Below are 20,867 nucleotides of genomic sequence, written 5' to 3' on the forward strand. Positions count from 1 at the left end.
TATGCTAATTACATTAAACGGTAAGAATCACGCTTTAAGCGAATACTTGCTGTGATTTTGATTGCAATGGCGAGCAAATCAACCGCTTCTCTAGGAGACAGACTATTATTTCCAAGCTTTTTCAATTTTGTCGACAAATTATCGGCCCAAGTGCCAATAACGAAAATGTCGCAATCAGCAGTGAGCCGTTAGTGATCCCTAGAGGTGAGCATGGTATTTCTCGCAAACAATTTAGCCCAAATGCAATCAAAGTACTCTACCGCCTAAAAGATGGTGGCTATGATGCTTACTTAGTTGGTGGTTGCATTCGCGATGTATTGTTAGGCCAACAACCTAAAGATTTTGATGTTGTAACCAATGCTACCCCTGAGCAAGTAAAAAAACTGTTTCGTAACTGTCGCTTAATTGGTCGCCGCTTTCGTTTGGCGCACATTGTTTTTGGCCGTGAGATTATTGAAGTGGCCACAATGCGCGGCCATCACGAAGCACAAGAAGATAAAAATCAAATTAGCCAGTCAAGTGAACATGGGCAACTTCTTCGCGATAACGTATTTGGTAGCATTGAAGAAGATGCAGAACGCCGTGATTTTTCAATCAACGCTTTATACTACTCGATTAATGATTTTTGTGTTTACGATTACGCAAATGGCTTAGCCGCTATCAAAGCAAAACAAATAGAATTAATTGGCGATCCTGAAACACGCTACCGTGAAGATCCGGTACGTATGCTTCGCGCAGTGCGCTTTGCCACCAAGTTAGATATGCAAATAGCGCCAGCAAGCGAAAAGCCGATTACCGAATTAGCGAGCTTGCTTGATAATATTCCGCCAGCGCGTTTATTTGAAGAAATACTCAAGCTATTTTTAAACGGCAAAGCACAGCAAAACTTTATAATGCTGCGTCAGTACGGTTTATTTAAGTCGTTATTTCCTGAGCTAGACCGTATTTTAAATAAAAACCCTGGCGGACTTGAAGAAACCTTCATAAAGCAAATGTTTGCCAACACTGATATCCGTATTAATGCAGATAAAAAAGTCACTCCTGCATTCGTATTTGCAGCATTACTGTGGTTCCCGCTGATTGAGCGTACTGAAAAAATTAGACGCCAAGAACAACTATCAGAATACGATGCATTTGCTCAAGCAATTAATAAAGTACTTAGTGAGAATGCCCAACATATTGCCGTACCAAAACGCTTTACGTTAGGTGCCCGTGATATTTGGCATATTCAACAACGCTTAGATAAACGTGCTGGCCAGCGTGCCTATCGTTTAACACAGCAGCCGCGCTTTAAAGCCGCTTATGATTTTTTACTATTGCGTGTTGATGCTGGTGAAACTGAGCATACAGAGCTGGCACAGTGGTGGACACAGTACTTAGGTCAAGATATTAATGGCCAAAAAGAAATGGTACGAAAGCTTGGTCATCAAGGTGGCCCAAAGCCACGTAAGCGACCTCGTCGTCGTACTACTAAAAAGCCAGCTGAGTAAATAATGCAACGTGTCTATTTGGGGTTAGGTGCAAACCTTAACAGCCCTAAAAAACAACTTGATAACGCTGTTATTGCACTTAAAAGCTTGCCAAACAGCGAACTTATAGCCTGCTCGCATTATTATGCGAGCAAGCCTATGGGACCACAAGAACAACCTGATTATGTGAATGCAGTCGCCTGTATCAACACTTCACTTGAGCCAGAGCAACTACTTGATTTAACCCAAGCCATAGAACTGGAACATGGTCGAGTTAGAAAGGCTGAGCGCTGGGGCGCACGCACATTGGATATTGATATTTTATTATTTGGTGAACACATTTTAAATACCGATCGTTTAACCGTGCCTCATTACGGATTAACTGAGCGAGAATTTGTTGTTTACCCACTGCAAGAAATTGCACCGGAACTGATTTTACCTAGCGGCGCATCTATCAAACAGATAGCAAATACCCTACCGCTTAACGACTTACAACAATTACCACGGTAATTAATTAAGGCCATTGTCTGCGAGAATATTATGTCTAAAATAACCGTTTCAACTTTGAATAAAATGAAGGCTGAAAGTAATAAAATCACTGCGTTAACAGCTTACGATGCTAGTTTTGCTAAGTTATTTCATGATAACGGCGTTGATGTTGTTTTAGTTGGTGATTCTTTGGGTATGGTATTACAAGGTGGCGATGATACCTTAGCGGTTACAAACCAAGAAATTGCCTACCATACTCGCTGTGCGCGCGCAGGAAGCCGTGATTTATTTGTTATTGCTGACTTACCGTTTATGACCTACGCAAACCCAAATGATGCGTGTAAAAATGCTGCAGAACTGATGCGCGCGGGTGCTAATATGGTCAAACTTGAAGGCGGTGAATGGCTACATGACAGCATTAAATCACTAACCCAACAAGGTATTCCAGTGTGTGGCCATTTGGGTCTTACACCGCAATCTGTGCATGTATTCGGTGGTTTTAAAATCCAGGGCCGTGAAGAAGCGCAAGCGCAAAAAATTATTGCCGATGCAAAAGCATTAGAAGCCGCAGGTGCTCAACTACTGGTGCTTGAATGTATTCCAAGTGCCTTAGCAAAACGCGTTACAGAGTCATTGAGCATCCCTACAATCGGGATTGGTGCGGGTAATGTAACCGATGGTCAAATTTTGGTTATGCACGACTTGGTGGGCATTTCTGCAGGTTATATTCCTAAATTTTCAAAAAACTTTTTACTCGAAACAGGCAATATGCCTGCTGCAGTTAAAAAGTATTGTAACGATGTCAAAAGCGGCGTATTCCCAAGCGCTGAACACGAGTTTAAATAATGCAGTCAATCACTGAAATAAAATCATTACGCAGTCAAATTAGAACCTGGCGCCAAGCCGGTTTAAGCGTGGCATTTGTTCCTACTATGGGCAACTTACACCGTGGTCATTTTTCACTGGTAGAAAAAGCTAAAACACTGGCCGATAAAGTGGTCGTGAGCATTTTTGTTAACCCAATGCAATTTGGTGTTAACGAAGATTTAGACAGTTATCCGCGTACTCTAGATACTGATAAGCAAGGGTTAGCTGATCTTGAAACAGACATTTTGTTTATCCCCAGTGTTGAGACTATTTACCCTAATGGTTTAGGCGCGCAAAGCTTTGTTGATGTGCCTGGTATTTCAATGGGATATTGTGGTGGTTCACGCCCAGGCCACTTTAAAGGCGTAGCGACTGTTGTTACTAAGCTATTTAATTTAGTACAGCCTGATTATGCTTGTTTTGGTGAAAAAGATTTTCAGCAGCTACAAGTTGTTAAAACCATGGCTACTGACTTATCAATACCAGTAGAAATTATTGGTGTACATACCATGCGTGAAGTTAGCGGCCTTGCCATGAGCTCGCGTAATGGGTACTTATCAAGTGATGAAAAACAAACCGCTCCTGCTTTATTTAATACCTTAAAGCATTGTGCGCAGCAAATAAAAAGCGGTAATAAAGACTTTGCTACATTGGAAAGTGAAGCAAAGAACGCATTAGAAAACGCAGGCCTAAAACCAGATTATTTTTCGATAGCTCAACGAGATACATTAAAAGCTGCTACACTCGAAGATACACGATTTGTAATTTTAGCTGCCGCCTTTTTAGGTAGTGTTAGATTAATCGACAATATTCAGGTTGAAGTTTAATACTGGTGTGGCCTCATTTTAAGGATAAGCATGAAAACTTTTTTTAAAACTAGCCTCGTGGCTTTTTCGTTTGCAGTTATTGCTGGCTGCCAGAGCCAGCCGGGTAATCCAGCACTTAATCAGTGTGCTCAACAAAGTTATCAATGTGAAACCAGCTGCGAACAGCAAACAACCACCGATAGTCTTAAATCGCAGGTTTGTTCATCAAAATGTATTGAGGCTTACAATCAATGCAAAGTGCAAGCTGAAAACTTAGGTAAAGCAACAAACTAAATAATCTTAAGTAAAACAAAAAAACCGCTCAATGAGCGGTTTTTTATTATTTGCTTTGGCTGCTTATTTCAAGCCTAACTTTTTAAGCTCTAGTTCAACTAACTTTGCAGAAAGTGGTACATAGCCATCTTTTTCTACAATTTTTTGACCGTCTTGAGAAAGTACCATCTTTAAGAACTCAGCTTCAACTGGCCCAAGTGGCTTATTTGGGTGTTTATTTACATAAACATATAAAAAACGTGATAGTGGGTATTTACCTTGTGCTACGTTTTCAAGCGTGGCATCAACAAAGTTAGTGCCTTTTTTAGATAACGGAACAGTACGCACACCCGATGTTTTATAACCAATGCCAGAGTAACCAATCGCATTTAATGACGCTGAAATTGACTGTACAACAGAAGCCGAACCCGGTTGCTCGTTCACGTTATTACGGAAATCACCTTTACATAGCGCTTTCTTTTTAAAGTAACCGTAAGTACCTGATACTGAGTTACGTCCGTATAATTGCACGTCTTTTGCAGCCCAATCACCTTCTAGACCAACATCACTCCAGCGATTTACTTGCTCTGATGCACCACATTTACGAGTTGATGAGAAAATAGCATCGATTTGGTCAATGCGTAGTCCTTCGATTGGGTTATCTTTGTGTACAAATACTGCCAACGCATCAATTGCTACTCGCACTTGTGTTGGTTTGTAGCCATGACGCTTTTCAAATGCTTCAATCTCTTTTGACTTCATTGCACGGCTCATTGGACCTAAGTTAGCCGTACCTTCAGTTAGTGCTGGTGGCGCAGTAGACGAACCTGCCGCTTGAATTTGAATATTTACATTTGGGTAAATACGCTTATATTCTTCAGCCCAAAAGGTCATCATGTTGGCTAATGTGTCAGACCCTACTGATGAAAAGTTACCTGATACACCGCTAATTTTTTGATACTCAGGAATACCGTCTTCTAATGCAACCGCTTGTGCAGATACAAATGTTGTAACAGCCACACCCATTGCGGCAACTAAGTTTTTAAATTTCATTTTGGGGTTCTCCAATTTGTTCGTCCCATTTCCTAACTGCGGTTCACTCTAAAGTGAGTACATGACAATGGTGTGACTCTTAAATGACACTTTTATGACTACCTATATTGCTTGCTACTAATGGCGAAATAACGATAAGTCTATCGCTTGAAAACGCGAAAGAAAAACAAGAACCTTTACCCAGCTCGCTGTGAATTTTTAATTGACTACCATGGCGAGTAAGTACATGCTTGGTAATAGCTAAGCCTAAGCCTGAGCCACCTGTGGTGCGGCTTCTGGCTTTATCTACTCGATAAAAACGCTCAGTTAACCGGTTAATATGCTCAGGTGCAATACCATCACCATTATCGGTCACACTAAAACATGCTTGTTCATTGTTGCGCTGCCAAAGTACCTCAATTTTACCGCCTGGTTTAGTATAATGAATGGCATTAAATACTAAATTTGAAAAGGCACTTCTAAGTTCATCCTCAGCACCGGTAATATCAAGCGATGCATCAATCTTAAAAATAAGTTGATGGCCTTTGTCTTGATTGATAGATTGCGCTTCTGTTTCAATTAAGTTTAATAATCGTGGCACATTCACCGCTTTGTCATTACTGTGTTGCTTTCCCCCTTCGATGCGCGATAACGACAACAGCTGATTCACCAAGCTATCCATACGCTTACATTGCTCTAGCATAGTAGTTTGTGCTTTATTCCACATTGCAGGCGGGGGAAGTGAATCACTATCGAGCATTTCAAGGTAGCCGGTAACAACAGTTAAAGGGGTTCTGAGCTCATGAGAGACGTTTGCTACAAAGTCTTTACGCATCTGCTCAAGTTGCTTTAAGCGAGTAACATCGCGTACCACTACCAACAACTGTGTATTGGCATAGGGCATAACCCTAAATTCAAGAACTTGCTCAACACTGTGGCCACTTTCAAGCTCCAGAGCATCGCTAAACTCTTTACGACGCATATATTTAGCAAATTTAGGATCGCGAATTAAGTTATCTAAACGCTGACCATGATCAACCGGCCACTGTAACCCTAACACTTTGAGTGCAAGTTGATTACACCACACAATTGATAAGTCGTTTTGTAGCACAACAACGGCATCGGGTACGGCCTCAGCGCCGTCACGAAAACGCCGTATTAGCTCTGCCAGCTCATTACGTTTTTTACGATTGCGGTGTTGCAGCTGGTAAATACCTTCAAATACTTGCTCCCACGACCCTTCCCCTTCAGGCGGGTTAAAACTGCGTTGATCATGCAGCCAGTCACTTAAGCGATAAAGCTGATGGTAATGCCACATAAGTAGCGAAAAAGCGCCCAAAAACAACATCAAAAATGGGGAACCAATGAGCACCCCAATTAAAAGCAAAGGTATAAAATAGACAAACAGCCGTTTAGTTAACGCCTGCTTGTTAATAACTCGATACATACACGCTCTTTACCTTATAAACGCTAGCAGATGATTTGACTGTGCTAGGTTAATAGATTGTGACTTACGAAGTAAACTTATAATTTACTCGAAAAGCGATAACCAGCACCGCGAACTGTTTGTACTAAGCGGTCATGCCCAAGCGTAGCAATTGCCTTACGCAGGCGACGGATATGAACATCTACAGTTCTATCTTCAACATAAACGTTAGTACCCCATACATGATCAAGTAATTGCTCTCGGCTATATACACGCTCAGGGTGGGTCATAAAAAAGTGTAACAGTCTAAATTCCGTTGGCCCCATATCTAGCTCACTGCCACCTGAGGTCACACGATGCGAAATAGGATCTAAACGTAAGCCATGTACTTCAATCGCCTCTTCAAGTGAGGTAGGAGCAACACGACGAATAACCGCTTTAATACGCGCCATTAACTCTTTAGGTGAGAACGGTTTTGTAACGTAATCATCAGCACCGACTTCTAAACCGCGTATTTTATCTTCTTCTTCGCCGCGGGCTGTCAGCATAATGATAGGAATTTGGCGTGTGTGTTCATTTTGTTTGAATTTTTTAGCGATTTGAATTCCACTACCGCCAGGTAGCATCCAATCGAGTAACACCATATCTGGATAAGGTTCAACCATTGCAGATATTGCAGAATCATAATCTTCTGCCTCAATGGCTTGAAACCCATTTTGTTCTAAAACAAAAACCAACATTTCCCTGATAGGTGCTTCGTCATCAACGACTAATACTTTACGTGACATTCCAATTTATCTCTTAGGCTATTGAGTAGGTTTCATTATTATGACTAAGTATGACATTTTTATTAAAGTGTAACGTCTAAATTAAAATGAGTGTAAAAAAAACACAAAATAGTGACAAAAAATAGAATTTGTCATATTTTTATCATCTTGAGCAGTAATAAAAAAGCGGTTTGCAGTAAAAAGAATCAATCATTAAAGTCACTATTTATGGTATCAACATGGGATCATCAAATTACTAACTAGCATCAATTTTCACGCTTAATAATAAAAGTTAGCACCCGCTTAACAGTGTTTAGATCAGGTTTATTATGATCTTAAATGCTGGGATCAGATTTTTATCAAGCAGATCCCTTTACGGATCACTATTTTACCCACCAACAAAGCTAAACCAATGAATTTTTGTATGTTTTGCGCTCACTCTTTATAATGCGTAACACTCAAAAGTTTAAAATATGTCACTTTAAGCCTTTTACTTAGTAAAGTAATGATCCCAGATATGACAAGTTAGTAATCGAGTGATCCCTAATTAATAACTAGGTAAAATACTGATCCCTCATAGATCAAAAAAGCCAGCGCAAACGCAACTGGCTTTTTGAATGAGTGGAATAATATCGCTATTATTGGTCCATTACTTTATTTTTGGGTTTAACTCACCGCTTAAGTATTTAAGGTGCATTTCATCTAACGAAATTGGCTTAATTTTACTTGCTTGACCCGCAGTACCAAACGCTTCGTAACGAGCGATACAAATATCAGTCATTGCTTGGGTTGCAGCAGCTAAAAACTTACGTGGGTCGAAGTTAGACGGGTTCATCGCTAAATGACGACGAATCGCACCGGTAGACGCTAAACGTAAGTCAGTATCAATGTTTACCTTACGCACACCGTATTTAATACCTTCAACAATTTGCTCAACTGGCACGCCGTAAGTTTCTGGGATTTCACCACCGTATTGATTAATCACTTCTAACCACTCTTGTGGAACAGAAGACGAACCATGCATTACTAAGTGGGTATTTGGTATACGCGCGTGGATTTCTTTAATACGATCAATTGCTAAAATGTCATCGGTTGGTGGACGAGTAAATTTGTAAGCACCGTGTGATGTACCACAGGCAATAGCCAGCGCATCAACATGGGTTTTATTTACAAAGTCTGCCGCTTCTTCTGGATTTGTTAGCATTTGCTCAGTGGTAAGTTTACCCTCAGCGCCAACACCATCTTCTTCACCCGCTTCACCAGTTTCAAGTGAACCTAATACACCTAGCTCACCCTCTACAGATACGCCACACGCATGCGCCATTTCAACTGTTTTACGTGTTACATCAACGTTGTAATCGTAGCTTGAAGGTGTTTTACCATCGCTCATTAATGAGCCATCCATCATTACTGATGAAAAACCTAGCTGAATTGAACGCTGACATACACCCGGTGATGTACCGTGATCCTGATGCATAACCACTGGAATATGTGGCCATTCTTCAACTGCCGCTAAAATCATATGACGAATAAAAGGTGCACCGGCATACGCACGTGCGCCCGCAGAACCTTGCACAATAACAGGGCTGTTTGTTTTATCAGCCGCTTCCATAATTGCACGCATTTGCTCTTGGTTATTTACATTAAACGCGGGTACACCGTAACCATGCTCTGCGGCATGATCAAGAAGTTGTCGCATACTGATTAAAGCCATTGGGTATTCTCCAATTTATCGGTAGTTATTTTACTACCTAGTTTGAACGGATTTGTTAGTTTGGCGCAATCACTGCGCCATGAATTAAAAGGCAAATGGCCTAAAATTCATATTATTAACGACTAAATAAAAGTGAGAGGTATTTACTCGTTAATTGTAGCAGATGTGGGATAAGCACATCTGCTTTACGGCTAGCTAATACCCAAAGGTATTATTTAGCGCGTGATTCTAGCATTGCAACTGCAGGTAATTTTTTGCCTTCTAAAAACTCTAAGAACGCACCACCACCTGTAGAAATATACGATACTTTATCACTAATGCCGTACTTATCAATTGCCGCTAGGGTGTCACCACCACCTGCAATAGAAAATGCTTTCGAATCAGCAATCGCTTTTGCAATGGCACGTGTACCATTACCAAATTGATCAAACTCAAACACACCCACTGGGCCATTCCATACAACCGTGCCCGCATTAGCAATAATTTTTGCAAGTTGATTTGCGGTATCAGGACCAATATCAAAAATCATATCGTCGCTGGTGACTTCACTTACATCTTTAAGTGTTGCTACAGCTGACTCTGAAAACTCATTACCTACAACAACATCTGTGGGTACCGGTATTTCGCCATCGTTGGCTTTCGCTGCAGCGCATAAACGATTTGCTTCATCCATTAAATCAGCCTCATAAAGTGACTTACCTACAGGATGGCCAGCAGCTGCAATAAAGGTATTGGCAATACCGCCACCGGTAACAAGCTGATCAACAATTTTAGATAACGAATCAAGTACCGTTAACTTAGTGGATACTTTAGAGCCACCCACAATCGCCACTAACGGACGGGCTGGGTTATCAAGTGCTTTACCTAATGCGTCTAGTTCAGCCGATAATAATGGACCAGCACACGCTACATCAGCAAACAGACCCACACCATGGGTTGAAGCTTGTGCGCGATGTGCAGTACCAAAGGCATCCATTACGTAAACATCACATAATGCAGCGAGTTGCTTTGATAGGGCTTCGTCGTCTTTTTTCTCGCCTTTGTTAAAACGTACGTTTTCAAAAACAACCACTTCGCTATCTGCAACATCAACGCCGTTTAAGTAATCTTTTTCTAGGCGAACAGTTTGCTCAAGTGCATCATTTAAGTAATCAACAACGGGTGCTAATGAAAATTCGTCTTCGTATTGCCCTTCCGTAGGACGGCCTAGGTGTGACATAACCATCACTTTTGCACCTTTTTCTAGCGCAAGTTTGATAGTAGGTAGTGCAGCACGAATACGTGCGTCTGACGTCACTTTACCTGCTTTAACGGGTACATTTAAATCTTCACGAATTAATACACGCTTGCCGTTTAAATCTAAATCTGCCATTTTTATGACCGACATGAACATCTCCTTAGTTAACGATACTAAACCAATAAATACGTTTTAAATATTACTTAAATGCCATCATAGCACGAGCGGTATCAAGCATGCGATTCGCAAACCCCCACTCATTATCACACCAAACTAGTAATTTTATCAGCCGTTTATGACTAACACGTGTCTGTGTGCCATCAATAATACAAGAATGGGGATCGTGGTTAAAATCAACCGACACCAGCGGCTCTTCGGTGTAACTTAAAATACCCTCAAGCCTATCTTTAGCTTGTGCTTTAAGCGCACTATTAACCGCACTTAAATCTACATCGGTATTTACCGTGACACTTAAATCCATGGCGGTCACATTAATAGTCGGTACACGAACGGCAATGGCCTCAAAGCGGCCTTTAAATTTAGGTAAAATACGGTCGATACCACGGGCTAATTTTGTGTCTACCGGAATAATAGATTGGCTGGCGGCACGAGTTCGGCGTAAATCATGGTGATACGCATCAATCACTTGCTGATCGTTCATTGACGCATGAATAGTTGTAATAGCGCCAGACTCAATACCAAAGGCATCATCGAGTACTTTAATAACAGGAACAACGCAGTTGGTGGTACACGAACCATTAGAGACAATAGTATGCTCGTTTTTCAACTCATCGTCGTTTATGCCATACACAATAGTCGCATCTACATCGTTATCAGCAGGATGGGAAAACAACACTTTTTTAGCACCTGCGGCAATATGTAACTGTGCATGCTCACGTGAGTGATACACGCCGGTACATTCAAGTACCACGTCAACACCTAGCGTTTGCCACGGTAATTCAACTGGATTTTCTTCACAAAATAACGCAATGGTGTCATCAGCAACGCTGATAGTATCTTCACCTAGTTTAACTGGAAAAGTAAAACGACCATGAGAGGTGTCGTATTTTAATAAATGGGCAATAGCTTCAGGGTCGGCTAGTTCGTTAATTGCAACAATTTTGATCTCGTCGCTTAAGCCTGATTCGTATAGTGCACGGACAATATTTCGACCAATACGACCAAAACCATTAATTGCAAGTTTGATTGCCATGAAATATAAAATCCACTCTAGTTACGTACAGAGAAAGGCAGCGTCGCCTTTTAGATGGCGGTATTGTAATCGACCTTGCCTGTGATTATAAGAGCCAAGCATTAGAAACTTTAAATTAACGCCATAATCAACACGCAATGCGCTTTTACTTTTAACTCGGCTTTGCGATATTTGCTATTTTAGTTTTAAATCAAACACCACGTTTATTGATGCTTTAACGCTTATTCTTGCACCTAAATATCGCTGCTGCGTAAATGGGTTCTCGTTATTTCTAGCAGCCATGCTATTTCTGTGGCTAGATAAAACAATGTGCTTAACACCGCTCGCGTCGTAATCTGAGCTACTAGAATTTGCACTAATACTATAAACGTTGCCAAGTTCAGCACCAAAAGACTGAGCGAGCTTATTTCCCTTCGCTTTTGCGTTATCAATTGCTAGCTGTGTTGCCTCTGCCTCTAACTGCATGGCCTTGGAGGATAAACCATTAATTTTTTTGATATTGTCTATTTGTAAGCGTTGAGCAAAATCAATAAATTCATCGACTTTTTTAATATCTTTCAATGTGACTTTAACTGTTTTCAGAGCTAAATAATTATCGCTTAAAGCAATCCCTGATTCTGTACCAACCTTAGTGTATACCTTGCTTTTTAAACCCGATATATGAACATCGCCTTGCCCAAAATCATATTTATCTAATTCTTCAAGTAACACGCTGATCCGGCCATCAAGGTCACGCTTAGCTTCAAGTAATGTATCTTCAATGCTTTTTACTTCAAATATAATTTGAGCCATATCTGGCTCAACTAATACCTCAGCTGTGCCATGTACAGAAATATGACGATTAGTTGGCACGCTTGAATTAGCAAAAGTAATAAGAGGGAATAAGATAATAAAAATAGCGCTGATAAGTTTCATATTCGTTCCTTGAATTTTTAATTAAACACGCGTTCCCATAAGTATACAAACAAGAAGAAAAGTAAACTGCATACAATTAAGCTAAGTGCATACTTTATAGTTAGGTTTCGCTCTAACCAACCTACATTAGATCGCCTACTTTAAGTTCTTTACCGGCGCCTATTTGATGGCATTGGGCTAATAACAGCTCAGCAGTGGCTTGTGCATCGGTAAGCGCATGATGGCAATGATAGCTTGGTAAATCGTAGCGATTACGGCATTCATTTAAGGTTAAATCATCTAATTTGATATCGCTTGCGTGTTGTAGTAAGCGCTTTTTTTCTATTTGTAAGGTATCGATGATCAGCTTAGGCCGCTGGGTGATCCCTGCATTTTTTAGTGCTAACTTTAAAAAGCCCCAGTCGAGCATGGCATTATGAAATACTAAAATGCAGTCACTAAAGTGAGCGCTTAAAGACATTAAAATACTCTGTAGGCTTTGCCCTTGTGCCACCGAGTCAGTGCTAATGCCGTGAAAAACAGGGCTTTGCTCTAGGCTTTTAACCTCTTTATTAACGATATGCTGCGATTGACTGTTTTTGATACATTGATTCTCAATCAGTACCCAAGCAACCGAGACAATTTCATGTTGTTTAGGATCAAGCCCTGTTAATTCCAAATCAATCACTAAATAACGTTGCTTTAAAGCACTTTGCGCAAGCAAATGGCGACGCTTTAAGTACCGCGTAATAAGCTGCTTAACCATTATTGTTACAAACTCCCACGCGCAAATTTAAACGCCGCGCCTTGCTGCGCTTGTTTTACTAAGTAAAACGCTTCTTTAAGCTGATGACGTTCTAACGAATTGAGTTTGTCTGGGTTAATACAATTACTAGGTAACCCTTCTTCGTTTATTTGCGTGCGCAGCCGAAGCTGAGTTAAAAATCGCCAACAATCTTTTAAATTATAAATATCTTCTTTGCTTAATAGTGAATACTTTAATAAGGCGTCTAATCGCTCTTGGGTGTTAGCACGGCGAATGCCTACTTTTAATGCATAAAGTCGCGCTAGATCGTTAATGATCACCACCCCGCGCTTTTTAAGATCGATGTACTTATGGTGTTGCTCTGTTTTTTCGGTTTTAAAGTTATTGAATAAACCAATCGGCGCACTGTTAGCGTTAACATCGCTGGCCATTGCCGCATAAAAAAGATCGTTGCGAGAAATATGGGTCAACTCTTCACAAAACTGGCTATAGAGTGTGGTTGAGCCTTCAATAAAGCGCAGATCAAAAAAGATTTTACAGTTGAGCATTGCCTGGGGTGTGGGACTGGTGATCCACTTTAAAAACTTCGCCCCCCAATCACTAACACTCATTCGACACGCATCACTGCTAGCCATTATGTTACCAGGACAACGACGAATGCCGCACTCAACTAAGTTTTCACAAACAAATTCGCCCATCTGTTTAAAATATGCGTGCTGTTCATCGTTTAGACCATCAGGTAATAACAAGCCATTATCTTGATCTGAATGCAGTGTTTGCTCTTCGCGCGCTTGAGAGCCAAAACAAATAAAACTAAAACTGGTTGGCGCGGCGCCATGGTGTTGTTGAAATAAAAAAATTAGCCGCGAGGTCAACGCATCGGTTAAACCACTGAGTAACTTTCCGATCAGCGAAATATCATCAATATTATTAGAAAACCCCTTTAATAACTCCGGTATTTCATTCGCGTAACGCTTTAAATCAGCGACATTATGCGCTTTGTAAATACGACCAATTAGCTGCACAGGGTCGCTTTTTTGTTGGCGTAGTAAGTCTGTACTGGTGATCATACCTAGCGGTTTATGATTTTCATCAAGCACAGGTAAATGATGAATATTATGCTTAAGCATTAAGTGTAGCGCTGAAAATACGCGATTATTTTCAAATATAAACTTAGGCTTATTGGTCATAATACTATTGATAGCTTGCGCGGGATCCACTTCATCAGCAAGCACTCGGTTACGTAAATCCCGATCTGTAACTACTCCAACAAGATGCGAATTTTCGGTGATCATCATTGATGAAATCCCATGCTCTTGCATTTTTTTAGCACTATGACGGATGCTGGCATCGGGGGGCAGCGTAATCGCTTTGCGAGTCATGATCTCTGATATTTTACGCTCAGACCAGCTGTCGTTATTGCTTTTATAATGTGATGACAGCAATCGATTAGCATGAGCACGAACAAAGTATTGCTCGAATGCTTTATATTCTCGACGTAAGTAATCAAAATCCGTTTGGTCGAGCATATAGACAATGCCCTCTTTTTGTACTTCTAAACTGTTTTGTATTGAATCTCCCGTCAGTAACGAGGGATAACCAAAGTAATCACCTTGAGTTAAACGCGTTACCGTATCGCCTTGAGCATCCACTAAATCGTATAACCCGGAACGAATTAAAAATAATTTAGGCTGTTCACTGTTAAGCCATTGCGTTTGGTTTTCTCGGGTCAAATAAATACTATCGAGATGGTTAACAAAATAACTGCAGGCGCTGTCCTGTAACATTGAAAATGGTGCTTGCTTGTTAATAAACTGCGCGACTTCCTGTTGCTCACTACTCATAAATCATCCTCAATAAAAAAGCGACTTAACCTGAAATATGGTTATTTAATATAGCGATTATTTAATGTAGTCATTATTTAAACAAATAAAAAGCCCGACTTAAGTCGGGCTTTGATGCGTTATATCATTAGATATATGGATTAGTGAGCATGCGCTTCACTAGACCCTTTAGGATTACGAATACCTTCAACCATTTCTTGAATTTCAACTGGTGTCGGTTGAGTCATTTTCATAACACCTGCAGCTACTGCAAAGTTAATGATCATGCCTACTAAACCAATCCCTTCAGGTGAAATACCTAAGAACCAATTTTCTGGGCTATTAAGCTCTGGACTCACAAACTTGAAGTAGATGATGTATGCAGCAGTAAAGGTGATACCCGTTACCATGCCTGCAATTGCACCATGTTTATTCATTGATTTAGAGAAAATACCCATAATAATTGCAGGGAAGAAGCTCGCCGCCGCTAAGCCGAAGGCAAAGGCAACAACCGAGGCCACAAATCCTGGCGGGTTAATCCCAAAGTAAGCGGATATTACAATAGCAATCATCGCTGCCAACCTCGCTGCAAGTAATTCTTGCTTGTCGGTTATATCCGGTTTGAGTGTCCGTTTAAGTAAATCGTGCGATACTGAGGTTGAAATAACCAATAGTAAGCCCGCTGTAGTCGATAGCGCCGCGGCAATACCACCAGCAGCAACGAGTGCAATAACCCAGGCTGGTAAATCGGCTATTTCAGGATTCGCTAGTACCATAATATCGCGGTCAACGTTTACTTCGTTTGCGCTATTAGGGTCAGTGATTTTACCTGATGTGTAGAACATTTTGCCGTCACCATTTTTATCATTAAAGGTGATTAGACCCGTACGCTCCCAGTTTTTGATCCATGCAGGCGCATCTGCATACGCTGTACCGCTTCCGTCTTTACCGTTAATTGTATCAATCATATTTACACGGGCAAACGAAGCTACTGCGGGTGCTGTTGTGTAAACAATAGCAATAAACACCAGTGTCCACGCTGCTGAAATACGTGTGTCTTTTACGCGAGGTACAGTGAAAAAGCGAACAATTACGTGTGGTAAACCAGCAGTACCCACCATAAGAGCACCTGTAATTGCAAATACATCAATCATGCTCTTTGAGCCTTCAGTGTATTGGCCAAATCCAAGCTCGGTACTTAAACCATCGAGCTTATCAAGTACATACATACCTGAGCCATCACTTAGCGTGGCACCAAAGCCTGTTTGTGGAAAAAAGTGACCTGTTGCCATCATAGAGATAAAAATAGCCGGTACTAAATAAGCAAATACCAGTACACAATACTGCGCAACTTGCGTGTAAGTAATACCTTTCATGCCACCAAGTACGGCATAGAAGAAAACAATGATCATACCGATATAAACACCGGTTTCAATTTCAACTTCTAAGAAACGAGAGAACACTACACCAACACCACGCATTTGACCCGCAATGTAAGTAAAACAAATAAAGATGGCACATAAAATAGCCACTAAACGCGCTGTACGTGAGTAGTAACGGTCACCGATAAAATCTGGCACGGTAAACTTGCCGAATTTACGTAAGTAAGGCGCTAAACACATAGCCAGTAGTACATAACCACCGGTCCACCCCATTAAGTAAACACTTCCGTCGTAACCCGCAAACGAGATAATACCCGCCATTGAAATGAACGACGCAGCACTCATCCAATCCGCAGCAGTTGCCATACCATTGGCTAGTGGAGGTACACCGCCACCAGCAACGTAGAATTCATTTGTTGACCCAGCACGAGCCCAAATTGCAATACCGATATAAAGCGCAAAGCTTAAACCGACAATTATAAATGTGAGTATTTGAACATCCATTGACTAGCTCCTATTCGTCTACGCCATATTTTTTATCTAACGTATTCATTTTGAAAACGTACACAAAAATCAAAGCCACAAAGGTATAAATCGCGCCTTGCTGGGCGAACCAGAAGCCAAGTTTAAACCCAAAAAAACGTACTTCATTAAGTACATCAACCAGTAATATGCCAAAGCCAAAAGAGACCACAAACCATACTGCTAATAATTTAAACAGTAATGAAATGTTTTCTGCCCAATAAGCTTTTGCTTGTTCTTCATTTTTAAAAGCCATTTTTATTTTCCCCTTTAAACATCACGATTGTGATGGGTGGTTTTTTATATTCGTTAACCAATTTAGCAATGCAATTCAAATATTGAATTGCGACAATAGTCGTAACAACATATTAACGTTTTCGTAAACTGCGCATGATCAATTAATAAACAACTCATGAACCACTTAAATTTCAGTAGCTTAATAGATTTTTATTGCTCAAGTTTTTAGCCAAATTAAAACAAACCGTGGGAATAAGACATTAGTCTAACTAAATAGACAAAAACAAATTAACCCTTAAATATCATAGCTTTATTTTATTTATAGATAACATAAACAAAATGTATACCCCCTACTTTATTTGCAGCTAGGTATTGTTAATAAGCAAACTCCAACTGGCGCTCGCATCTTGAAATAGTTTGGGTATAGTTATGACAAATTATAAAAACACTCTACGAGGTTAAATAAACATGACAGCTGTACTACTCATTGTTGCCTTTGGCTACATAGGCGTGCTGTTTTGGCTGGCAAATTGGGGTGATAAGACCACCCCACTTGCCAAGCGTATTAGTCATCACCCATTTGTGTATTCATTTGCATTGGGAATTTATTGTACTTCGTGGACTTACTATGGCTCGGTAGGTACCGCTGCTACTAGTAGTTGGAGCTTTTTGCCTATTTTATTAGGACCCGCCTTACTGTTTTTTTTCGGCCAAGGCTTTTTACGTAAACTGGTATTGGTGAGTAAAAAACAAAATATCACCACTATTGCCGACTTTATTTCAGCGCGTTACGGCAAACGCCAAACCACTGCAATTATGGTGACCATTATTGCCTTATTGGCCACTATTCCTTACATTGCATTGCAATTAAAAGCGCTTAGTTCTAGCTTTTTACTTTTGCAAAGTAGTAATCAAATATCTGGGGATATTTTGGCGTTATCAGCCACTTTAATGATGGCACTATTTGCTATATTTTTTGGCACGCGCAAAGTTGATGTAACCGAGTACCGCTCAGGCTTAATGCTTGCTGTGGCGTTTGAGTCGCTAATAAAGCTGTTTGCTCTGGCTGCTGTAGCAGGGCTTGCAATATATAGCTTATTTAATTTACCCGCAGAAAGTTCTGGCCAAGTCGCCGAGTCAATTTGGCTGCATTGGGCGCAGTTTGACTTTTTTAGCTTTAACTTTGTAGGTCAGTCGCTGATGGCGGCGGCCGCTATTATTTGTTTGCCACGGCAATTTCATGTCACCGTGGTTGATAACCAAGATAAGCGCCATTTATTTACTGCTCGCTGGGCTTTTCCATTGTACTTGTTATTGACCGCTGCAATGATTTTACCTATAGCCACCGCTGCTATTCATCCAGAAATTGGTCGTAGTTTATCACCTGACAGCTTTGTACTGGCACTGCCTATGCTGCACGATAACGCTTTTTTAACCACCTTTGTGTTTATAGGTGGGCTTTCTGCTGCCACAGCCATGATTGTTGTTGCAACGCTTACGCTAAGCACCATGATCTCCAACGACGTGGTGCTACCCTTAATGTTGCGTCGTAAATTTAAACGTAATTTAATCACCAGCAGCTATAAATCCCGCATTTTATTGGTGCGCCGCTTTACCATTGCTGGGGTGCTTATTTTAGCCTACTTCTATCAGCAATGGTTTGGTAGTGGCAGTGCGCTGGCCAGTATGGGGTTAGTGGCTTTCTCATTGGTGTCGCAATTATTGCCTGCTATTGTGGGTGGGTTATATTGGCGAAAAGGCCATGCTTATGGTGTTTATGCCGGGCTACTTGCAGGGGTCATTTGTTGGGTACTGTTTTTAATGCTGCCTATTTTAGAAGCCCCTAACCCACTAGACAGTGAGCTACAGCAAACGCTTATAACTAGAGGCACCTTAATCGCGTTGTTTGCTAATATTGGCTGTTACATTAGCTTTTCCTTGGGAGCTGAAGAGCGCTTAATTGATAAAATTCAAGCGGCGGCATTTGTTAATCCCAAAGATCAGGCCATTTTATCTCGTCGCTTAAATAAAAACGTAAAAGCCACGGTATACGACTTTAAAATTTTACTGCAAACCTTCTTAGGCATTCAGCGTAGCCAACAAATTTTATCGCATTACGCACTCCATCATGATTTAAACGACAACAATGCACACCCTCGCGCTGACTTTATTGCCTACTGCGAACGCGCACTGACTGGAGTATTAGGTGCTTCCTCTGCGCAAGCACTTATTCATACAGTATCATCTGGGAAACGAATGGCGTTTGAAGAAGTGGTAAACTTTTTTGATGAAACCACACAAGCACTGCAGTTTAATCAGAACTTACTATTTACCTCACTAGAAAACTTAAGCCACGGACTCTCTGTGGTAGATAAAGATCTCAACCTCGTTGCTTGGAATAAACGCTACAGCGAGATGTTTAACTACCCTGAGGGTTTTTTACAAGTTGGCCAGCCCATTGAAGAAATAATACGGTATAACGCAGAGCGCGGTGAATGCGGCCCGGGTGAAATCGAGCGCCATGTTGATAAGCGGGTTCAGCATTTAAAAAATGGCAGCTCACATCACTTTATTCGTCATCGTCGAAATGGCCAAGTTTACGAAATGATAGGCAACCCACTACCTGATGGGGGGTTTGTAACGAGTTTTTCTGATATTACTAATCATATTAGTACGCAAAATGCGCTCGAAGAAATTAATATGGACTTAGAAAACCGCATTGAAGCGCGCACCCAAGAAGTGCAAACCATTAATAGTAGCCTGCAAGCACAAATCGATAGTCGCGTACAAACAGAGCAAGCACTTACTTTAGCTAAACGTGAAGCTGAGCAAGCGAATGATAGTAAAACTCGCTTTTTAGCACTGGCCAGCCATGATATATTACAACCGCTCAATGCAGCACGATTATATCTCGCCGCCATTGATGAAACTCAATTAGATAGCACCAATAAAAATAACTTTAATAAGCTAGGTGATAGCCTCGATTCCACCGTGCATTTAATGTCGGCTTTATTAGAAATTGCCAAGCTAGAGCAAGGGGCAATGACCCCAAATCCTCGTCACTTTTACATTGATGATATTTTAGATCCCCTTAAAAGCGAATATGCGATTTTATCGAGCGATAAAGGACTCTCATTTAAAGTACGTTCAAATAAGCAAATAGTACACAGCGACATTACTTACTTACGCCGAATACTACAAAACTTACTGTCAAATGCGATTAAATACACGGAAAATGGCCGTGTATTAATTGCCTGTAGAAACAGAAAGCACAGTTTACGGATTGAAGTATGGGATACCGGTCCTGGTATTAGCGACATTGAACAAGCAAAAATATTTAACGACTTTTACCGAATTGAAGCTAGCGATAATAAAGGCGTTGGCTTAGGTTTAGGGGTGGTTAAACGTATGGCTGATTTATTGAGCCTGCAGATTGATGTGGTTTCATTACCTAATAAAGGCAGCCGATTTAGCATTGAAGTGCCTTATGGTGATGAGCAATTAGTACAGCAAAAACAATCCAGTCAAAATATAGTCGACAACCGCGCCGCGATAAATATTATTGCCGTTGACGACGACCCTGAAAACCTTGCAGCCATGGCTAGCCTATTGAAGCGCTGGCAGGCAAATTACACCCTATTCGATAAAGTAGACGCGGTGCTAACTTATGCAAAAGAACAGAGAGCACCTGATGTTATTTTAATGGACTATCAGTTAGGTAATGATTGGGATGGGATTACTGTAATTAAAGCACTACGCGAGATTTGGCAAAGCGATATTCCGGCTATTTTAATTACCGCTGTGCGTGACACCGAGCTAAAACAAACCACCAAAGCCGAAAATATTCATTACCTGAGTAAGCCAGTAAAACCAGGCAAACTTAAAGCACTGCTGAATCACAGTACTTGACGATTAATAAGAGTTTAAGCCCAGTAAGTACTGGGCTTAAA

Annotated in this window: 17 protein-coding genes; 6 read left to right on the forward strand and 11 right to left on the reverse strand. The window is 40.9% G+C overall.

Annotated features, from left to right (window positions below):
* The first annotated feature begins 191 nt into the window (after positions 1–191).
* The 5 genes from pcnB to P3J6_RS17150 are packed head-to-tail and all read left to right on the forward strand — an operon-like array spanning position 192 to position 3,925.
* Positions 192–1,490 (forward strand): polynucleotide adenylyltransferase PcnB, encoded by a 1,299-nt coding sequence (gene pcnB, locus P3J6_RS17130; protein ID WP_198523627.1) that lies wholly within the window; start codon positions 192–194, stop codon positions 1,488–1,490.
* Positions 1,491–1,493: 3 nt separating this feature from the next.
* The gene (gene folK / locus P3J6_RS17135) at positions 1,494–1,979 is read left to right on the forward strand and encodes a 2-amino-4-hydroxy-6-hydroxymethyldihydropteridine diphosphokinase (protein WP_198523628.1); all 486 of its coding nucleotides are present in this window, start codon (positions 1,494–1,496) and stop codon (positions 1,977–1,979) included.
* A gap of 30 nt (positions 1,980–2,009) precedes the next feature.
* Positions 2,010–2,804, forward strand: a complete 795-nt coding sequence (panB, locus tag P3J6_RS17140) for a 3-methyl-2-oxobutanoate hydroxymethyltransferase (protein ID WP_198523629.1) — start codon at positions 2,010–2,012, stop codon at positions 2,802–2,804.
* Positions 2,804–3,652, forward strand: a complete 849-nt coding sequence (gene panC / locus P3J6_RS17145; RefSeq protein WP_198523630.1) for a pantoate--beta-alanine ligase — start codon at positions 2,804–2,806, stop codon at positions 3,650–3,652. Before panB ends, panC begins: the two co-directional genes overlap by 1 nt.
* 30 nt (positions 3,653–3,682) lie before the next feature.
* Positions 3,683–3,925 (forward strand): hypothetical protein, encoded by a 243-nt coding sequence (locus P3J6_RS17150; protein ID WP_138609178.1) that lies wholly within the window; start codon positions 3,683–3,685, stop codon positions 3,923–3,925.
* A gap of 63 nt (positions 3,926–3,988) precedes the next feature.
* Here P3J6_RS17150 and P3J6_RS17155 read toward each other — a convergent pair whose 3' ends face one another.
* From P3J6_RS17155 to P3J6_RS17205, 11 genes are all read right to left on the reverse strand, one after another.
* Positions 3,989–4,957 carry a PstS family phosphate ABC transporter substrate-binding protein gene (locus tag P3J6_RS17155; RefSeq protein WP_010387635.1) on the reverse strand — a complete coding sequence of 323 codons (969 nt, stop codon included), beginning with the start codon at positions 4,955–4,957 and terminating at the stop codon, positions 3,989–3,991.
* A gap of 79 nt (positions 4,958–5,036) precedes the next feature.
* The gene (gene phoR, locus P3J6_RS17160; RefSeq protein ID WP_198523631.1) at positions 5,037–6,383 is read right to left on the reverse strand and encodes a phosphate regulon sensor histidine kinase PhoR; all 1,347 of its coding nucleotides are present in this window, start codon (positions 6,381–6,383) and stop codon (positions 5,037–5,039) included.
* A 77-nt stretch (positions 6,384–6,460) separates the two neighbouring features.
* On the reverse strand, positions 6,461–7,150 hold the full coding sequence (gene phoB, locus P3J6_RS17165; RefSeq protein WP_008111196.1) for a phosphate regulon transcriptional regulator PhoB: 690 nt from the start codon (positions 7,148–7,150) through the stop codon (positions 6,461–6,463).
* Between the two features lie 628 nt (positions 7,151–7,778).
* Positions 7,779–8,843: a class II fructose-bisphosphate aldolase gene (gene fba / locus P3J6_RS17170; RefSeq protein ID WP_008111197.1), complete on the reverse strand. Its 1,065-nt coding sequence runs from the start codon at positions 8,841–8,843 to the stop codon at positions 7,779–7,781.
* 211 nt (positions 8,844–9,054) lie between these two features.
* Positions 9,055–10,230, reverse strand: coding sequence for a phosphoglycerate kinase (locus P3J6_RS17175; RefSeq protein ID WP_138609184.1), 1,176 nt, complete (start codon positions 10,228–10,230; stop codon positions 9,055–9,057).
* 49 nt (positions 10,231–10,279) lie between these two features.
* Entirely contained in the window at positions 10,280–11,293 is a 1,014-nt protein-coding gene (gene epd, locus P3J6_RS17180) for an erythrose-4-phosphate dehydrogenase (protein WP_138609185.1), read from the reverse strand.
* Positions 11,294–11,467: 174 nt separating this feature from the next.
* A complete protein-coding gene (locus tag P3J6_RS17185; protein WP_198523632.1) occupies positions 11,468–12,208 on the reverse strand; it encodes an SIMPL domain-containing protein in 741 nt (246 codons plus the stop codon).
* 121 nt (positions 12,209–12,329) lie between these two features.
* A complete protein-coding gene (locus P3J6_RS17190; protein ID WP_198523633.1) occupies positions 12,330–12,953 on the reverse strand; it encodes a 3'-5' exonuclease in 624 nt (207 codons plus the stop codon).
* A 5-nt stretch (positions 12,954–12,958) separates the two neighbouring features.
* Positions 12,959–14,797, reverse strand: coding sequence for a DUF294 nucleotidyltransferase-like domain-containing protein (locus P3J6_RS17195; protein ID WP_198523634.1), 1,839 nt, complete (start codon positions 14,795–14,797; stop codon positions 12,959–12,961).
* Between the two features lie 140 nt (positions 14,798–14,937).
* Positions 14,938–16,662: a sodium:solute symporter family protein gene (locus P3J6_RS17200; RefSeq protein WP_013465754.1), complete on the reverse strand. Its 1,725-nt coding sequence runs from the start codon at positions 16,660–16,662 to the stop codon at positions 14,938–14,940.
* Between the two features lie 10 nt (positions 16,663–16,672).
* Positions 16,673–16,936 (reverse strand): DUF4212 domain-containing protein, encoded by a 264-nt coding sequence (locus P3J6_RS17205; protein WP_008464847.1) that lies wholly within the window; start codon positions 16,934–16,936, stop codon positions 16,673–16,675.
* A gap of 449 nt (positions 16,937–17,385) precedes the next feature.
* Between P3J6_RS17205 and P3J6_RS17210 the strand changes: the two genes are divergently transcribed.
* The gene (locus tag P3J6_RS17210) at positions 17,386–20,826 is read left to right on the forward strand and encodes a hybrid sensor histidine kinase/response regulator (protein ID WP_198523635.1); all 3,441 of its coding nucleotides are present in this window, start codon (positions 17,386–17,388) and stop codon (positions 20,824–20,826) included.
* The last annotated feature ends 41 nt before the right edge of the window (positions 20,827–20,867 follow it).

It is taken from the genome of Pseudoalteromonas sp. 3J6, from assembly GCF_903995135.1.
In the GTDB taxonomy this organism is placed as follows: Bacteria; Pseudomonadota; Gammaproteobacteria; order Enterobacterales; family Alteromonadaceae; genus Pseudoalteromonas.